Source organism: Acinetobacter soli, assembly GCF_018139125.1.
GTDB lineage: Bacteria > Pseudomonadota > Gammaproteobacteria > Pseudomonadales > Moraxellaceae > Acinetobacter > Acinetobacter soli.
Map to the genome: position 1 here is coordinate 1,946,439 of NZ_CP073241.1, position 16,899 is coordinate 1,963,337.

Here is a 16,899-nt window from a genome sequence, read left to right on the forward strand (position 1 = left end):
CTTTATTCACAAATAATTAAAAAAACAAACTAAAATATAGAGTTATATGATTAGGTAAAATTTTCAAGTCACCATTTTGATTGTTCAAAATAGCTTTTTTGATTTTCTTGATGATTGTGGACAGTTGAATGACAAGAAAAACTGTCTGAGAACTGGTCTATTTTGAGGTATGAGTTGCTGAATCAACACGGTGACGTTCGCGAAATTGTTTCGGTGTTTCCCCCGTCCAGCGTTTAAAGGCACGGCCAAAGGCGCTCTGGTCGGCATAGCCTAATAATTCAGCAATTTCTGAAAGCCGGCGCGATTGTTTCAAATATAATTGGCTTTGCTGTAACCGAAATTCATCGACGATTTCCTGAAAATTGAGTGCATGCTGCTTGAGATGGCGCTGTAAGGTTCGTTCGGAGATATGCATTTGCTGTGCAACGTAAGCTTGCAAAATCTCGTTTTTCTCTCGAAAAGCCTGTGCGATGAGGCCCCAGATGCGCTGCTTGAGCTGTTGCTGACGATATTCTAGAGAATCTGATGCACGCAAACTTTGCTGTGCCTGATTGGACAAGATTTGATTGAGTTGCTGATCTGCACCAAAACTGCGTGCTTTTAAAACGCGTTCTGAAAAATAAATACGATAGTCACCAGAGACGACTGCTGCGGCGCAGTGATAGAAGCGTGAATAATGCATGAGCGGCAAAGTAGGTAAAAAGCCGAGCTGAACCTGTGTTGGAGGAACCAGAGGCTCCTGTACAATGATTTGTGCAATTTTAAAAATAAGTGCCTGATTCAGCTCATACACCTCCCGATAGTCGATCCAGAGCGCTCCCCAACTGACCTGTATTTCTTGATCATGTTCGATAATTTTAAGCTGCTCAACATTGGTTTGCTTAAAAATGAGGGAATAATATTGTTCAAGCAGTAACAGCGCCTGCTGAAGATTTAAGCTGGTTGATGCCAGATAACCCATCAGCCCCACATCTTGAAGTGTGGCATGTTCGGCTAAAATTAAACTGACAGGTCTTGCAAGCACGGTTTGCATTTGCCTGAGCAGACGCACATAGGTGTCTATGTCAAATCCTTGCTCATCATTTCCATCGAGTGCTTTAGAGAAGCTCTGCCAGTCCACTGCGCGTTCTGTACACTCAGCCAGATGCTCAAGCTGATAATGTCGTCGAACCCGTTCGAGTAAACGAAGATAACCAATAATGATTTTTAATGACATGATGCGCGCTCTGATGTCCCTGTCGCTATTTGTATAAAAATTGGCAATAACTGTCAAAACAAACCAGACGATTGTCGCCATACTGAACTGAATCAGTCGATGAGAATTAAAACAATGAACGCACATGTCCAGTATCAGGTCGATCCGGTGGTTCGTATGCATTTGGATTTTAAACTCGAAGATGTTCCGCGCTTCTGGTTTGCTGGCGATCCTTTTCGAACCCGGATCTTCGATGCCTTGAGTCTGACTTTTCCAGAAGGCGAACGCTATTTCATTGAATGTGTTCGTATGTTTCGAGACAAGCTTCAAGATGAAGACTTACAAGCTCGCGTTGCCGATTTTATTAAACAAGAAGCTCAGCATGGCATTGCGCACGATAAAATGAATCAACTAATGAAGTTACAGGGAATGCCTGTCGATCAGTTTACAGCAACCCTTAAAAAGATCTTCCGTTTCGAGCTCACGCGACGCTCCAAGCAATACAATATCGCCATGACGGCTGCCGCCGAACATTTAACAGCGTTAATGGCCGACACTTTTTATCGTAAAAAAGCGACTCTGGAGAATGTTCATCCATATGTACGCGCGTTGTTGGCTTGGCATGCCATTGAAGAGATGGAACACCGTGATGTGGCGTTTGATGTGATGAAACAGGTGGGTGAAGTCCCTGAAACAACACGCAAACTGGCGTTGGTGATCACAACGCTGCTGATGTCTGGTTTTACCATGTACCGCGCCAATGTGATGCTGCGCTGTGATGGTTTTACTGCACGTGAACGCTTGCAGTTATTTCGACGTGGCTTGCCTTGGTTTATTGGCCCAAATGGCATTTTAACTGCCATGAAACAACCTTATAAAGATTGGTTTAAAGCCGATTTTCATCCGAGTCAGCATGCGGTGATTCATCAATATGAGGTCTGGGTAAAAACCTTTGAAGCAACCCGCGATCCAATTGTGGCCGGTCAGGCATTTTGGGAAGCAGGCCACTAGGCCTGCCTCGTTTTCGCTTTTACCATTTGGCATAATGCTGTTCGAGCAAACCAAGCTCCTGCTCGAACTCAAGACGGTCTTGACCTTCTATGTCGATAGTGCCACTGATTCTGGCTTGCCACTGACTAAAACGACTGCCTACCATTCGTAGATTCAGATTTTCATAGCGTCGCCAGCCTGTGGTGACCTTCAAGTTGAGTTTGCGATCAAGAGAATGTATCTGCCAGTGATGTGCATCCAGTTGTTCAAATAAAACATCTGCTACAGGATAAAGTACACCGTTGACCCAGATACAGTTTTCGTTACCAAAACTTTCATTTACGCCCGATGCCAGATTAATTCCAATTTTTTGATCTTGTGAATGCCAGAAATTACAAGATAACCAGAACCATGCTGTCTCTGGACGCAAGAATCCGCAGGTATCATCAAGTGATGCCATGCTTTTCTGGTCAAATTCAATTAATTGCCCTTGTTTATTAGTAAAACATCCTTCAACTGTCAGTGCAGTTTTTTTATGCGTGTAGGTCCAGCCGTTGATCCCATTGGGAGAACACAAACTCAAAGCTTGGGTGCCTGCACAAAAAATACGTGCACTGAGAAGAATTTCACCATAGCGGGTAACACGGATATAACGAACGCCATTTGCATGCTGCATATCTAGCTCAAATGCTGATGCATAAAAAAAGCTATGGTTAAACAGCGGTTGCTCATCGACTTGTGTTTTACGGGCAAAGGGTTGTAGCGCGTTCCATTCAAGCACTTCTTGGGTGGCATGATTATATAAATAAAAAAAACCGTGTCCGGCCCAACCAATGTCTGCAATCGCGACACCTAAGGTATAGTGCTGATGCTGAATACTACAAAACTTAAACTTTTTATATTTTATTTTTTTACGCCATCCCCGCTCTACCTTGCCATAAGGTGATTTATAGATGTAGCGTTCGGTACTAATAGCAGACGGTTGCTGGGAAAAACGTCCAAATCGCGGCTGACCGTTGTCCTGAATTAAATCCATGTATTCGGCTCCATGACGAAGCACACTCCTTTCAAATCGCTGATTTATTCTTGGGCTTATCAATATATGATTTATTATTACAACTTTAGTCTAAGAGAACTCACTCTAAAATTAAATAAGTATTTTCCCAAACGGTCGAAATAAACGTGCCCTCACTCAAATGCAGATATCGCCCAGCCACGTGGTCGACTGGAATACAATCATCGATATCCAAAATACGATCGGTGTGGCCTTTTTGCCAAAATGTCGGCAGTAAAGTCTTGGCTTGCTGTTTCGCTTCTGAAGCGCTCTGTGCCACCACAAATTTATAGCGATGAAGCTCACCAAATTCATCTGGACAATAACCGCCTAAATTGATTAAAAAAAGTTTGAGATCGTCGTGACGCGGCTGATGCTGTGCAAATTCAATTTTGTAACTATGCGCATGTTGTTTCACGCCATTTAATTTTGCCCACGCGTCGATATGCAGACCTTTTTGTTCACCAAACCATGCAGCCTTTAACTGCGGATAAATATCTTTAAGATCATCGCCGATTGCAAATACGACATCATGCACTTCGGTATTTGCACGCGCATGGCGTCCGCCGAGCATCACCATATATAAACTGGGCATCATTTTTCCTCTCAAAAAAAATGGGCCACCTCAGTCGCCCATTTTGATTTCATAACCGGGGGATCATTACATTTCGACCATCTCGACCCCATCAATGCGCGCAACCGTCATCAGGTCTTTGTCACCACGACCTGAAAGATTGGCGATAATGATCTGGTCTTTATCCATAGTTGGTGCCAGCTTGGTGACGTATGCCATTGCATGTGCACTTTCAATTGCCGGAATAATCCCTTCAATACGGGTCAGATCACGGAAGCCTTGTAAGGCTTCGTCATCATCGATTGGAACATATTGCACACGCTGCATGTCTTTTAAGAAGCTATGCTCAGGACCAACGCCCGGATAATCCAAGCCTGCCGAGATACTGTGTGTCTCGATGATCTGACCCTGTGAGTCACTCATCAAATAGGTACGGTTACCATGTAATACACCGACATGCCCTGCATTGAGTGGTGCAGAATGTTTACCGGTCTCAATGCCATGCCCTGCTGCTTCAACGCCATACATTTTCACATCTGGATCATTCAGGAACGGATGGAACAAACCAATCGCGTTAGAACCACCGCCTACACAGGCCACCAGTGCATCCGGTAAGCGTCCGGCTTGCTCTTGAATCTGGCGACGTGCTTCACGTCCAATCACAGACTGGAAATCACGCACCAATTGTGGGTAAGGATGAGGCCCTGCAACTGTACCAATCACGTAATAGGTATCATCTACATTGGTTACCCAGTCACGCATGGCTTCATTCATGGCATCTTTTAGTGTTTTTGAACCGCTTTGCACCGGAACAACAGTTGCTCCCAGCAAACGCATACGGTACACGTTCATGGCTTGACGCTTCACGTCTTCTGCACCCATGAATACTACACACTCAAGACCAAGACGCGCCGCGATGGTTGCCGTTGCAACCCCATGCTGACCCGCACCTGTTTCTGCAATAATTCGCTTCTTACCCGACAATTTGGCCAGTAATGCCTGACCAATCGTGTTGTTCACTTTATGTGAACCGGTATGGTTAAGATCTTCACGTTTTAAATAGATTTGCGCACCACCAAGCTTCTTCGACCATCGCTCAGCATAATAAAGTGGACTCGGGCGGCCTACATAATAGGCAAGATCGCGGTCAAATTCTGCCAGAAACTGTTCATCATTTTTCATACGGCTATAAAGATTTTCTAAATCTTGCAGTGCCGCCATGAGTGTTTCTGATACAAAACGTCCGCCATGAATACCAAAATGCCCACGGGCATCTGGATATTGCGTGTAGTCAATCACGTTATTTTGCTGATCCACATTGGACTCCTTGCATAAATCGTTCGATGAGTTGTTGGTCTTTAATACCTTTTGCGGATTCTACGCCCCCGCTGACATCAACAGCATAAGGCTGTGTGGTGTGGATTGCGTCCGCAATATTGTCGGGCGTTAAACCGCCTGCCAATATCAGTGGAATGTCCAATTTTGGAAATTTTGACCAATCAAATTGATGGCCGGTTCCGCCTTTCAGTTCGGGATGCCATGCATCGAGAAGCATTGCACTTGCACCAGCGGCTTGATAGCGCTGAATTTCCTGAACAATATCAAGTTCAGGTTTGACTTGAATGGCCTTATACCATCGACGCTTGCACTGCTCACCAATGAACTGGCACTGAGCAGGTGTTTCGTCACCATGTAGTTGTAATACATCCAAGGCAACAGAATCAAGTACTGATTTAATTTCATTGACGGTTGCATTAACAAATAGCCCAACCACTTGCACGTAAGCCGGAATCTTTTTGACCAATTCTGCCGCTTGTTCGGCTGTGACATTACGTGGACTAGGCGGATAAAACACCAACCCGAGTGCATCTGCACCTGAATCGACAACTGCTTGGATGTCTTGAGAACGGGTGATACCGCAAATTTTTGCGCGCGTTCGCATATACAAAGGCTCATTAAATTGCCTGACCATAGCCGATCTATCGGTCAGTAAATCACTATTGTAATGCAAATTTTAGACTTTGCATCAAAGTTGAACACGATTGAAGGTATTCAGATTGTTTAATCTTCGCACAAACCTTATACTTCGCTCAATTCGCAATAAGTTAAAGCATTCGCTTTAGGGAAACTGGTGTAAATCCAGTACTGCCCCCGCAACGGTAAAAATGTAAACCATATTTGATAAGCCTTTTGGGCTTACACCACTGCACTTAAGGTGTGGGAAGGTGAATATGCTTGTATCTAAAAGATACGCCATTTGAGTCCGGAGACCTGCTTATTGCTTCTATCCACTCAATCATTCACGTGGGGTGAATGTATGGAGCATAAAACATGTCTATTTCATTTCAGCCTACCCGTTTGGTGGGGGCAATCGCAATTGCGATGGGGTTTTCTTCAACAACTGTTTTTGCTGATGATTCAACAGATGCAACTCAACTTGATCCAATTGTAGTGACTGCATCAAAATCTGAAGAAAAAGCCAGTGCAGTGCCTGCGCGAATTTCTGTAATTTCAAAAGAAGATATTGAAAAAAATCCAGCATTAAATCTCAATGAAATTTTAAAACAAGATGCTGAATTAAACGTTGTTCAAAGTGGTGGTATTGGACAAACAACTTCTATTTTCACGCGTGGAACGAATTCAAACCAGACATTGGTTCTAAAAGATGGCGCTGCGTTGGTAGAAGGTATTAATGGTCTAAACAATACAGAATTATTGGATTTATCAGATGTTAATCAAATCGAAATTTTAAAAGGCCCAGCTTCAGTACAATATGGTTCAGACGCAATTGGTGGTGTAATTCAATTACTAACCGCTACACCCAAAAAAAATAAAGCGTTTGTTACTGGTTTATATGGTGAAAATAATACATATAAAACTATAATTGGCGGTGATATAGCTCTACCAAAAGGTTTTTATGCCCAAATACGTGGGCAAAGAATGGAAAGTGATGGAACACGCATCCTTAATATTCAAAATGATAATCAAAAAGCAGGTTATGATCAAAAAGGTTATAGTACTAAACTTGGTTACGAGAACGAAAACTTAAATACAAGCGTTTCGATAAGTGAAAATGAAGGGACAAATGAGTATTTAGATTTCAGCAAAGGTACAAACACTGCAAAACGTGATTTTAAAAATCAATTGTTTAATTGGAATGGTCAATATCATATTAACCCAGACTTGACAGTTAATGCACGCTACTCAAATTATCAAGATAAAGCTACTTACATTGAAACCTATGGATTTAAATATGACAGTGAACGTAATGAGGGCGATTTAAACTTAAAATGGAAATTTTCTCCAACTCAAAACATTCTGATTGGTGCCTCACAACAAGATACAGATGTAACCTATGATTATTTAGACGGTAAAAAAAAGCTCAGCTCAACAGGCTATTATGTACAACATCAATATAGTGTTGATGGTATTAATACTCAAGCTGGTGTGCGTGTTGAAGATAATGATCAATTTGGAACTCATACCGTTGGCCAAATTGCTGGGCGTATAAACATCACACCGTTAACCAGCATTTATGCCAATATTGGAACAGCATTTAAAGCGCCAACTGCCTATCAACTTTATGCATCATTTTATGGTAATCCGAATCTAAAACCTGAAGAGAGTGTGTCGTATGAGTTTGGGCTTGATCAAAAGCTTAACTATAATTTAAGTGCTAATGCCTCTTTTTATTATACAGAAGTTAAAAATCTGATCGGCTCTAATACTGCTTACCAATATATCAATACGAATAAAGCAAATATGCAAGGAGGCGAGCTAGGCTTAAAATGGCAAAATGATCAACTCTTTACCTCTGCACAATACGCTTATGTGAAGACAGAAGACGAAGAAACTAAATTAGAACTTATTAGACGGCCTCGTCAAACTTTAACTCTAAGTACTGGTTATGATGATGGAGTTTACGGTGTAAATGCATCTCTTGTTGCCAGAGGAACTGCAAAAGCACAAAACGTACCAAACTCGCTCAAAGTTCCAGGTTATGCTACAGTTGACTTAAACGCATACTGGAATGTACGTCCTAATTTTAAATTATTTACCAATATAAAAAATATCGGTGACGTACAATACAAAGCAGTATATTCGAGCCAGAATACTTGGTATGTCAATAGTGGTAGAGAAGCCTCTGTAGGTGTAACTCTAAGCTACTAATTCAGCATTCCATTGAAATATTTTATTAACTCCACTTTGAGGGTAATGTTCTTAACTGATATTACCCTTTTTTATTACATATAATTGATTAGTCTACAGGAAATCTTATGGGACATCGTTTAAGTAAAATTTATACCCGCACAGGTGACTCAGGTACAACTGGTCTGGGGGATGGTTCACGTGTCGCAAAAGATGATTTAAGAATTGCTGCACTCGGCGATGTCGATGAACTCAATGCGATTTTGGGCGTTCTGCGTGCACAGATTGAAAGTTCTATGCTTGAAAACAAATCGACATGGGATAAACATTTAAGCTTGATTCAACACTGGCTCTTTGACTTAGGCGGTGAGGTTTGTATTCCAAACTATAACTTACTGCAACCGCTAAGTATCGAGTTTCTAGAACGTGATATCGATCAAATGAACGAACACTTACCAAACCTTAAAGAGTTTATTTTGCCATCAGGCACTTTAGTTTGCAGTTATGCGCATCAAGCACGTGCGGTGTGTCGTCGGGCTGAGCGAAGCCTGATTGCGGTACAGCAACGTGATCAGAATATCCAGAACACTTCCATTCAGTTACTCAACCGTCTTTCAGACTGGCTGTTTGTGGCTTCACGAGCATTGCAACGCGAGGCTGGTGGCAGTGAAGTGCTGTGGCAAAAAAATATTAATGACACCATTTAAGCGCTAAAATAGTTTTTCTGTTCTGAGCGTAGGACATTTATGCGTATTATTGGCCATCGCGGTGCGCGCGGCGAAGCACCGGAAAACACACTGGGTGGATTTGAATATCTCAAACAGCTCGGTGTTCGTGCTGTCGAGTTTGATGTTCGGCAGCTCAAAGATGCTACAACAGTCATCATGCACGATGATTCGTTTTTAAGAACTACCGGTCACGCTATTTCGCTCTACGAGTGTATACAAAATGATCTGTGTCAATATGATCATCGCCTGAACTGGCCAGTATGGGCTCAAGCCGAATATACCCCAACTTTTAGTCAAGCAATGGCCGTTTTAAAAGACTTTGAACACATCGAGGTCGAGATCAAACATGTCGAGGATCTGGCTCAGGCTGAACGACTAACTGCTCGGCTGGATATGGAGCTGCAAGACTTTCATGATCAAATTATTATGACCAGTTTTGACGAGAAGGTATTAACAACGCTCCAAACTCACAAAAGTCGTTTTAAGCGCGGTTTTCTCATCGAAACCGATATAAAAGCTGAAGCTATAGAAAAGGCAGTGGCTTTAGGCTGCTGTCATATCGGATGGATGGATCGACTGGCCACACCCGAGATGATTCAACTGTCGCATGATGCTGGGCTTACCATCAGTGTATGGACAGTCAATGATGTTGAACGCGCGAAAGCATTACGGGATTTAGGTATTGAAGGGCTGATTACTGACGTACCTAAATTGATGCTGGCACATCTCGATTAATCTGGGCAGGTTGGCCCTGCCCGTTGGCTTATTTTCGCTGTGCCACAATTAGCACATTTTGTTCTTTATCGAGTAAAAGCAATTCATTGCCCTGACGCTTGAAGCTCACAATGCGCTGTAAAGCATCCATCAAGTTGGCTTCTTGCACCAAAGCTCGGTCACACACCTGATGATCTGCTTTCACATCAAAACTCAGGCGAGATTGACTAAAATTATAAAGATAACGTCCAAAGACCGGATTACAGCCTGTATGTCCATTCACCGTATTCAAGGTTGAATTCAGGCGAATAGCTGGCAATTGGTTAAAGAAGTTGGCACGTTTTTGCTGAATATGCGTAATTTGCCATGTAACATCCTGTACACCATCGGTAGAGCGTGGTGTCTCAGTCGATTTCATCGCATGATTGGCAGTGTGTTTTTTATTGTGTTGTTGTTTTTGTGGAGGGGCTTGTGTGCTCTGACAAGCGCTCAACAGTGAAGCCAAACTTAAAACCGCAGCGATGTGAACGATTTTTATCAACAATTTTTCCTCCTTGTTTTTTGATCGAAATGACCTATGTTTCTTGCGATAAACATACGATAAAATCAATCGATCCTTTGTTGAATTCTGTTACTGTTTCTTTGAATACACTTGTACAATAATGCTAGTGAACATATGTTCGCTCATGCTAATATGCGTAGTACATCGCCAGTAATCAAAAAAATTTCTGGGCCAAGCTGTTTTGTTTTTTAACCTTTGTTACACAAAGGCTTCTAGGAGCGCTGTCGGAGATGAATCCTCCCCTACCTCAAGCCCCAATTAACTGGATTGCCGTTTTTGCCTTAATTTTTTTACCGCTCGTTGCAGTCATTGCAATTCCCCTGTATGCCTATCACCATGACTTTAGTGCTGCTGCATGGGTGAGCATGTTTGTATTACTGGGAATCAGCAGTCTGGGCATTACAGCCGGTTACCATCGTCTTTGGGCGCATCGTGCCTATGAAGCCACGTTGCCTTTAAAAATCATTTTGATGATTATGGGCACTTTTGCGGTTCAAAACAGCGTGCTTTATTGGGCATCGGGCCATCGTACTCATCATCGCCATGTCGATGATGTAGAAAAAGATCCGTACTCGATTAAAAACGGATTCTGGTATGCACACTTGGGCTGGATGTTAAAAAATTATCCTGCAGCTGAACCAAACTTTAAAAATGCACCAGACCTACTCAATGACAAACTGGTGATGTTCCAGCATAAATATTATGTTCCGCTGGTGATTGTGGTTCATGTCGCAATTTTGACACTGGTGGGCTGGGCAGTTGGCGATATGTGGGGCGTGGTTTTACTGGGTGGTTTGGTTCGACTGATCTTGAGCCATCACGTGACCTTCTTCATCAACTCACTGTGTCATATGTGGGGCAAGCGTCCGTATACTGACGAAAACACCGCACGTGATAACTTCTGGTTGGCGATTGCGACTTGGGGTGAAGGCTACCATAACTATCATCACATCTTTCAGTACGACTACCGAAATGGTGTAAAATGGTGGCAGTATGATCCAACAAAATGGCTCATTTGGACTTGCTCAAAACTTGGTTTGGCTAAAAATTTACGTCGTATTCCAAGCTTTAATATTAAAAAAGCTGAACTCGCGATGAAGTTTAAGTACGCCGAGCAGGATTTGGCAATTTATGGCCATGATGTCAACTCTGACTTGGTGCAAATGAAGCAACGTATTGCTCAAGAATACGATGCCTTTACACACACGCTCAATGACTGGGCCAAGTTAAAAGAGCAAGAATTGCATGCCAAAAAGGCAGCAGTGGCAGAAAAAATTCATCAGATGGATCACAAGCTCAAAGTTGATTTTCAATTGCTTGAACATCGTTTGAGTCATCATCGTGAATGTCTGGAAACCCTGATGCGTAATGTCAAAAAGCGCAATGCGGTTTCAGAATAAACCAGAATCTTAAAAGCCCCACTGGGGCTTTTTTTAGGTCTGTTGCTCGCGAATTTGGTTCAATCTAAATTTTTGCTATAGTGACCGTTCAACCGATGAGTTCTCACCATTATGCTTTTCAATTCACGCTACTCGACTTTAAACGCTAAATTGTTTCACCAACAATCACCTGTTCCGCTTAAAGAAGCAAAAGCAGGTCATTTCAATGCTGCTCTGGCAGATGAGTTACGGTGGAACGAACAAGATAAAGCAGCATGGGTTGAGATTTGTAGTGGTCAAACTGTATTTGAGCAATGCCCTCCACTTGCGATGGTGTATGCGGGCCATCAATTTGGTCAATGGGCCGGACAATTAGGCGATGGCCGCGGTGTGTTGATTGCTCAAGTGTTAGATCGATCTGGACGTACTATAGACCTACACCTTAAAGGTGCCGGGCTAACGCCTTACTCTCGTATGGGCGACGGACGTGCAGTGCTGCGCTCGGTAATTCGTGAATATTTGGCTGGCCATGCACTCAATGCGCTTGGCATTGCATCTAGTAATGCAGTTGGTTTTACAACGTCAACCCAAGGTGTACAACGAGAAACTCTTGAATTGGGTGCTATGTTACTACGCACCTCGGATTGTCATATTCGACTTGGGCATTTTGAATGGATTAATCAATATGCTCCTGAGCTTTTGACAGAATTCACCCAAAAGTGTATTGAATGGCATTATCCTGAAGCACTTGAAGCAGAACATCCTGTTTTGGCATTTGCCGAGGGCGTGATTCAAAAAACCGCTAAAATGATTGCGGATTGGCAGTTGGTCGGCTTTGCCCATGGTGTCATGAACACTGATAATTTGAATATTACGGGATCGACTCTGGATTTTGGGCCATTTGGATTTATGGAACGTTTTCGCCCTAATTGGATCAACAACCACTCCGATCATCAAGGCCGTTATGTTTATCAAAATCAGCCGAGTATCGGACACTGGAATTTATGGGTATGGCTCAACAATCTGATTCCATTGGCCAAAGAACAAGATAAAGAAGAATTTAAGCAACAACTGGTCAGCTGCCTTGAGGCTTTTGAACCAGCATTCTTGGCCTACTATACCGAAGGCCTATGTAAGAAAATGGGCTTACCGCAGTTTCATCATGACAGTTTCGATTGCGGCATGGCTTTTTTACGCATTTTACAAAGCGAACAACTAGATTACACCCAAAGTTTTCTCAGCCTACAACAGCATGATTACACTGCACTTCGAGATGACTGCCTAGACATCCGGCAGTTTGATGCTTTTCTGCAGCAGTACCATCAGATTCGAGAACATCAAGATATTGCATCGCTTGATCAGACGATGTCTGAAGTGAACCCCGTTTATATTTTACGTAATCACATGGCGCAGCACGCAATTGAACAAGCTGAACGCGGTGACTTTTCAGAAGTAGAGCGTTTATTTACCCTACTTGCCTCACCTTTTACACGCCAACCTGCACTTGAACGAGAGCAGGATCTAGCACCTTTGGCAAGTGATGTTCCTGAAGTGATGGTGAGTTGTTCATCCTAAAATTCACCATTGATATCTGGCGTACAGATAGGCTCCCATACGATGCGCACGATTGGTATTTAAATTATCTGTTAGATATTTAAATCCAATATTTTCATGTTCAAAAGAGAGTCCATAAGCGCGAGACTGTGGCTCATAATGAATCCCTAGTTCACCGAGTGTGAATTGATGAAATACATTGAGTTGATAGAGCGTCAGGTATTCATTCGATAGCGTAGAAATCCCCGCTTTCCATAATGAAGAGGCTGGCGCGTAATTGATTGATGATGTGATTTTATAAGGTAAACGCTGGTTATAGCGTTTATGCACACCGAGTTTACCTTGAATATCAAATCTTGGTCGTTGATCTTGATCGTACTTGAGTTCGTATTGAGTATAGGGTGCATTTTTCCAGTATAGATAACTGAAGATATCTTCTGCATGCAGGCGGATATCAACTCGATCGAATAATCGTCCTGCTAATCCAACATCCAAAGCATAACCATAGCCACGATTTGCTCGGGCATCCCAGCTCATATTCTCCTCTTTCAGCGCTGGCTTGTCATAACTATAGTTTAGTGAAGCATTCAACCAATCTACTCGCTCTAGAAGCTCTTGCATCTGAGTGGTTTGACCTGCTCCCTGAAAATTTCCATCTACATAATGACGACCAATCAAGGCCGTTAATCCTGTTGTAAGAGTCAAATTGTCCTGTAAAGACCAGTCATAGGCAAATCTTGTCCCTACTGCATCCACATGTGCTGCATTTAGTTTTAAGTAATAGCGCTGGTCTGCATCAATCGGTTGATCATTTTCAATCTGATAGTAGAGTTTGGCCAAATCATGACTAAAGTTTAAAACATAATCGTAGCGCCATACCCAGGCATAGTTCCAGTTGCCTTGTTGGAGGCCCAATTGCATTTTGCCATGAGCAAATGCATTGTTTCCAGATCTCAATTTTGGATCTTGCCAATCATCTAAAAAGGACTGAATTGCAATTGGCTGGCTATAGAGATCAGCATTTACACGATATTCAATTTGCTCGGCTTGAGCAAAAATAGAACTTGATACAAACGCAAAGCTTAAAAAATAAATTTTCATGATAAACCAAACAAAAGAGCAGCTTCATAAGCTGCCCTTGTTGTAAATGTTAAGGTGCAATCGTGATAATGGTGTTATCGGTAAATCTCGCGTTATACAATGATCCCGATACTTTGGATAAATCGCCATAACTCGTGCTACCGACCATGATCTTGGTTGGAACAAAGTTATCCAAATCTGGAATTGAAACATAAGCACCATTTTTATGTTTCACTGTTGCAGCAACTGTTGGTTTTTCTTGATCAAGATTTGAAGAAACGAATTGAATATTGAGCGCATTGCCATCTACATCAATATCCGCTGTTGCATTGCCCACTTTAAATTCATTTCTTAAGCCATTTACCTTTAAGCTAAATGGTGTCTGCTTGTTTTTGGCTTTTAAATTTCCTGTCAAAACGATATCTAGAGAAATATTTAAGAAATTATTGATTGATTCCTTGTTGCCCGTAATATCAATCGGTTTGTTCAAGTCATTGTTTAACTTAGCACTGGCTTGAATACTAATGTTATCCTGATCTTTGACAGTTGCCACGCCATCTAGTTTGAGTTCATAAGGAATCAAGCGAACAAAACTATTTCCGTTATCGACCATGGTCACGGCTTTTGCCTGTCCTGACAGCTCTTTAAATGTGCCTACAAAGCTTTCGTCGGTAGTGAGCTCAATATTTTTAAGCGTTGTCGTTACCGAAGTCGCCATTTCATTTTCGGTACGCTCATCGAAGATTTTGGCATCAGCGTAAAGAATCGAAACTGAAGAATTATCTTTAAATTTAACTATCGCTTTCTTTTTATTGGCATTGACGGTTTCAAGTTCACTGTTTGCAAAAATACTATACACATGCGTTGATTCTGCCGTTACTACTGATGGCTGTGATAGGTTTAACTGCTTAACCTGTAAGGTGGTTTTATCTGCATACAATGAGATTGGGTTTTGACCAGACACAAACTTGAAACCCGCCCATCGTTCGAAATCGGTTGATCCAGATACTTTTGCGGTCAATCCATTTACTTCAATTTTGAGTGCATTATTGGTCAATTTGAAATCTGGCGCATACAATTCAGATGCTGCATAAAGCCGATCTATATCTTGTGCTGAGTACGTTTTGGTTGAACCTTTTGCATCTTGAAGCGCCAACTCAGACAGTGTCAGCAACAAATTGGTACTATCTTCAATGTCCGGACTAATTTCGGCGACTGCATCGATAGACGGTTGATAGGTCTTTTGAATCTCATCAAAACTATCGTAATACGAAACAATTGTATTTGTGGTCTGAATGAGTTGTTTTGCTTTGTCTAGGTCACTCATCGTATTAGAAGAACCACTTCCATTATTGGATGAGCCAGAGTTACTCGATGAGTCTCCCCCACCACCACCGCAAGCAACAAGTAAAGAAGCGAGTGCGATCACCAAGACTGTTTTCTTGAATATCATTTTTTATCCTTTTTTATAATTACACAAAAAAACAAAATCTACATAAAGACCTCAACTTTTACAACACCTCAAACAGACTATTCTGTATGTTAAAAATTAAGCTTCTAATTTTTATGAAATTTATTATTTTCATATCATTCACTTTTAAAGATAACAAAACATATGTGCTTCGATTAAGTGATTGCACTTATCCCCATTTTCTGTGGATAACATTGTGATTATCCACAGGATAAGTAACTTTGCATGCAAGTTGATAGAGCTTAATTTTTTATTAATTAATTTTTTTCTTATCCAACAATTTTCAGGATGAAAAATGAACACTGAAGAGATGAAAAGCTATGCGCTCAGTGTGGCGCTGAGCCTTCCACAGACGAATTTAAGTCAGCCATTTTCAGCCGATTCAGATGTGGTCAAAGTTTTTGATAAAATTTTTATGGTTGCAGGGCATGCGCACGGCCAAGGTTGTATCACTTTAAAAGTAGATCCCGTTCAAGGCGAAATGCTCAAAGATACCTATAGCTGTATTCAAGGTGGCTATTACATGAATAAACGCCACTGGATTTCGATTTATGCAGGCTCTGAAATAAGTGCAGATCTCATTTATGATTTAATTCAAGATTCTTACTTATTGGTAGCAAAAACGCTAAATCGAGTTCAAAAAAATCAGTTAAATTGGACTGACAACTAAATTAACTCCGTATCGACATGCGAGATGATCTTAAAAATAAAAAACGCACCATCTAAACAGTGCGTTAGTCTCAAATTAGATGTATTTATCCGTTAGTCTTCAGGATATTCAAAACGATACCCAACACCATATACCGCCTGCACCCATTCATGGCGATTACCTGTGTCTGCGGCTTCACTGATCTTACGGCGTAAATTTTTAATATGGCTGTCGATCACACGGTCTGCCACATCAAAACTGTCTGGATTGATATGATCTAGCAGTTGCGCCCGTGAATACACCTGCCCCAAATGCTCCAAAAATAGCTCCAGTAAGCGAAACTCGGTTGGGGTCAGGTTTAAGGCTTTTTGCTTGTACCAGATTCGTTGCTGTGCCTTATCAATACGAAACATATCATTTTGTTCAGGTTCGGCTTTACGATCCAGACGACGTAAGACTGCCTGAACACGTGCTACCAGCTCTTTGGGGCTAAATGGTTTGCAGACATAGTCATCCGCGCCCATATTAAGACCCAATACTCGATCAATTTCCTCTGTACGCGCGGTCACCATAATAATCGGTAAATCTGACTGTTCACGCACTTTGCGGCAAATGGTCAAGCCGTCCATACGCGGCACCATCAAATCCAGAATCATCAGATTGGGTTTTCGCTGAACAAAGCTGTCATACGCCTCTTGGCCATCATGAAACATACTGACTTCAAACCCAGACGCCTCTAAATAATCACGAACCAGATGAGCTAATTCCACTTCATCTTCAACTAACATCACATGTTTCAT

At 41.9% G+C, this 16,899-nt stretch carries 16 protein-coding genes and 1 riboswitch; of the genes, 7 read left to right on the forward strand and 9 right to left on the reverse strand.

Features of this window, described 5'->3' with window-relative positions:
- Positions 1 to 157: 157 nt before the first annotated feature.
- Positions 158 to 1,216 (reverse strand): helix-turn-helix domain-containing protein, encoded by a 1,059-nt coding sequence (locus KCV09_RS08985; protein WP_025095453.1) that lies wholly within the window; start codon positions 1,214 to 1,216, stop codon positions 158 to 160.
- Between the two features lie 114 nt (positions 1,217 to 1,330).
- On the opposite strand from KCV09_RS08985, the gene KCV09_RS08990 reads away from it, so the two are divergent.
- Positions 1,331 to 2,206 carry a metal-dependent hydrolase gene (locus tag KCV09_RS08990; protein WP_004943510.1) on the forward strand — a complete coding sequence of 292 codons (876 nt, stop codon included), beginning with the start codon at positions 1,331 to 1,333 and terminating at the stop codon, positions 2,204 to 2,206.
- A gap of 19 nt (positions 2,207 to 2,225) precedes the next feature.
- Here KCV09_RS08990 and KCV09_RS08995 read toward each other — a convergent pair whose 3' ends face one another.
- The 4 genes from KCV09_RS08995 to KCV09_RS09010 form a co-directional block, all read right to left on the reverse strand.
- Entirely contained in the window at positions 2,226 to 3,221 is a 996-nt protein-coding gene (locus KCV09_RS08995; protein ID WP_076033523.1) for a DUF2804 domain-containing protein, read from the reverse strand.
- 100 nt (positions 3,222 to 3,321) lie between these two features.
- Positions 3,322 to 3,834 (reverse strand): DUF1543 domain-containing protein, encoded by a 513-nt coding sequence (locus KCV09_RS09000; protein WP_004933116.1) that lies wholly within the window; start codon positions 3,832 to 3,834, stop codon positions 3,322 to 3,324.
- Between the two features lie 66 nt (positions 3,835 to 3,900).
- Positions 3,901 to 5,130 (reverse strand): tryptophan synthase subunit beta, encoded by a 1,230-nt coding sequence (gene trpB, locus KCV09_RS09005; protein ID WP_004933113.1) that lies wholly within the window; start codon positions 5,128 to 5,130, stop codon positions 3,901 to 3,903.
- Positions 5,114 to 5,755, reverse strand: a complete 642-nt coding sequence (locus KCV09_RS09010) for a phosphoribosylanthranilate isomerase (RefSeq protein ID WP_266098472.1) — start codon at positions 5,753 to 5,755, stop codon at positions 5,114 to 5,116. Before KCV09_RS09010 ends, trpB begins: the two co-directional genes overlap by 17 nt.
- A gap of 143 nt (positions 5,756 to 5,898) precedes the next feature.
- Positions 5,899 to 6,106, forward strand: a riboswitch (cobalamin riboswitch).
- Between the two features lie 38 nt (positions 6,107 to 6,144).
- Between KCV09_RS09010 and KCV09_RS09015 the strand changes: the two genes are divergently transcribed.
- The 3 genes from KCV09_RS09015 to KCV09_RS09025 all read left to right on the forward strand — a co-directional run bounded on the left by KCV09_RS09015 (position 6,145) and on the right by KCV09_RS09025 (position 9,425).
- The gene (locus KCV09_RS09015; RefSeq protein ID WP_151791138.1) at positions 6,145 to 7,983 is read left to right on the forward strand and encodes a TonB-dependent receptor plug domain-containing protein; all 1,839 of its coding nucleotides are present in this window, start codon (positions 6,145 to 6,147) and stop codon (positions 7,981 to 7,983) included.
- 107 nt (positions 7,984 to 8,090) lie between these two features.
- A complete protein-coding gene (locus KCV09_RS09020; RefSeq protein WP_048765423.1) occupies positions 8,091 to 8,669 on the forward strand; it encodes a cob(I)yrinic acid a,c-diamide adenosyltransferase in 579 nt (192 codons plus the stop codon).
- Between the two features lie 39 nt (positions 8,670 to 8,708).
- Positions 8,709 to 9,425, forward strand: coding sequence for a glycerophosphodiester phosphodiesterase (locus KCV09_RS09025; RefSeq protein ID WP_212515059.1), 717 nt, complete (start codon positions 8,709 to 8,711; stop codon positions 9,423 to 9,425).
- A gap of 28 nt (positions 9,426 to 9,453) precedes the next feature.
- On the opposite strand, the gene KCV09_RS09030 is transcribed toward KCV09_RS09025, so the two are convergent.
- Positions 9,454 to 9,948 (reverse strand): META domain-containing protein, encoded by a 495-nt coding sequence (locus tag KCV09_RS09030; protein WP_212515060.1) that lies wholly within the window; start codon positions 9,946 to 9,948, stop codon positions 9,454 to 9,456.
- Between the two features lie 248 nt (positions 9,949 to 10,196).
- On the opposite strand from KCV09_RS09030, the gene KCV09_RS09035 reads away from it, so the two are divergent.
- Together KCV09_RS09035 and KCV09_RS09040 are read left to right on the forward strand one after the other, a co-directional pair.
- Positions 10,197 to 11,366, forward strand: a complete 1,170-nt coding sequence (locus tag KCV09_RS09035; protein ID WP_004933097.1) for an acyl-CoA desaturase — start codon at positions 10,197 to 10,199, stop codon at positions 11,364 to 11,366.
- 111 nt (positions 11,367 to 11,477) lie between these two features.
- On the forward strand, positions 11,478 to 12,920 hold the full coding sequence (locus tag KCV09_RS09040) for a protein adenylyltransferase SelO (protein ID WP_212515061.1): 1,443 nt from the start codon (positions 11,478 to 11,480) through the stop codon (positions 12,918 to 12,920).
- A gap of 3 nt (positions 12,921 to 12,923) precedes the next feature.
- Here KCV09_RS09040 and KCV09_RS09045 read toward each other — a convergent pair whose 3' ends face one another.
- Both KCV09_RS09045 and KCV09_RS09050 read right to left on the reverse strand, forming a co-directional pair.
- On the reverse strand, positions 12,924 to 14,000 hold the full coding sequence (locus tag KCV09_RS09045; protein ID WP_212515062.1) for a hypothetical protein: 1,077 nt from the start codon (positions 13,998 to 14,000) through the stop codon (positions 12,924 to 12,926).
- A 49-nt stretch (positions 14,001 to 14,049) separates the two neighbouring features.
- The gene (locus KCV09_RS09050) at positions 14,050 to 15,432 is read right to left on the reverse strand and encodes a hypothetical protein (protein ID WP_212515063.1); all 1,383 of its coding nucleotides are present in this window, start codon (positions 15,430 to 15,432) and stop codon (positions 14,050 to 14,052) included.
- A gap of 313 nt (positions 15,433 to 15,745) precedes the next feature.
- Between KCV09_RS09050 and KCV09_RS09055 the strand changes: the two genes are divergently transcribed.
- Complete coding sequence (locus tag KCV09_RS09055) at positions 15,746 to 16,120, forward strand: MmcQ/YjbR family DNA-binding protein (RefSeq protein WP_212515064.1); 375 nt, start codon at positions 15,746 to 15,748, stop codon at positions 16,118 to 16,120.
- A gap of 92 nt (positions 16,121 to 16,212) precedes the next feature.
- On the opposite strand, the gene KCV09_RS09060 is transcribed toward KCV09_RS09055, so the two are convergent.
- Positions 16,213 to 16,899, reverse strand: a complete 687-nt coding sequence (locus KCV09_RS09060) for a response regulator (RefSeq protein ID WP_048765438.1) — start codon at positions 16,897 to 16,899, stop codon at positions 16,213 to 16,215.

What these genes read in the sequence shown, in the direction of transcription:
- KCV09_RS08985 (WP_025095453.1), bottom strand. Translation starts at nt 1,216, where the DNA reads ATGTCATTAAAAATCATTATTGGTTATCTTCGTTTACTCGAACGGGTT.
- KCV09_RS08990 (WP_004943510.1), top strand. Translation starts at nt 1,331, where the DNA reads ATGAACGCACATGTCCAGTATCAGGTCGATCCGGTGGTTCGTATGCAT.
- KCV09_RS08995 (WP_076033523.1), bottom strand. Translation starts at nt 3,221, where the DNA reads ATGGATTTAATTCAGGACAACGGTCAGCCGCGATTTGGACGTTTTTCC.
- KCV09_RS09000 (WP_004933116.1), bottom strand. Translation starts at nt 3,834, where the DNA reads ATGCCCAGTTTATATATGGTGATGCTCGGCGGACGCCATGCGCGTGCA.
- KCV09_RS09010 (WP_266098472.1), bottom strand. Translation starts at nt 5,755, where the DNA reads ATGCGAACGCGCGCAAAAATTTGCGGTATCACCCGTTCTCAAGACATC.
- KCV09_RS09015 (WP_151791138.1), top strand. Translation starts at nt 6,145, where the DNA reads ATGTCTATTTCATTTCAGCCTACCCGTTTGGTGGGGGCAATCGCAATT.
- KCV09_RS09020 (WP_048765423.1), top strand. Translation starts at nt 8,091, where the DNA reads ATGGGACATCGTTTAAGTAAAATTTATACCCGCACAGGTGACTCAGGT.
- KCV09_RS09025 (WP_212515059.1), top strand. Translation starts at nt 8,709, where the DNA reads ATGCGTATTATTGGCCATCGCGGTGCGCGCGGCGAAGCACCGGAAAAC.
- KCV09_RS09035 (WP_004933097.1), top strand. Translation starts at nt 10,197, where the DNA reads ATGAATCCTCCCCTACCTCAAGCCCCAATTAACTGGATTGCCGTTTTT.
- KCV09_RS09040 (WP_212515061.1), top strand. Translation starts at nt 11,478, where the DNA reads ATGCTTTTCAATTCACGCTACTCGACTTTAAACGCTAAATTGTTTCAC.
- KCV09_RS09045 (WP_212515062.1), bottom strand. Translation starts at nt 14,000, where the DNA reads ATGAAAATTTATTTTTTAAGCTTTGCGTTTGTATCAAGTTCTATTTTT.
- KCV09_RS09050 (WP_212515063.1), bottom strand. Translation starts at nt 15,432, where the DNA reads ATGATATTCAAGAAAACAGTCTTGGTGATCGCACTCGCTTCTTTACTT.
- KCV09_RS09055 (WP_212515064.1), top strand. Translation starts at nt 15,746, where the DNA reads ATGAACACTGAAGAGATGAAAAGCTATGCGCTCAGTGTGGCGCTGAGC.
- KCV09_RS09060 (WP_048765438.1), bottom strand. Translation starts at nt 16,899, where the DNA reads ATGAAACATGTGATGTTAGTTGAAGATGAAGTGGAATTAGCTCATCTG.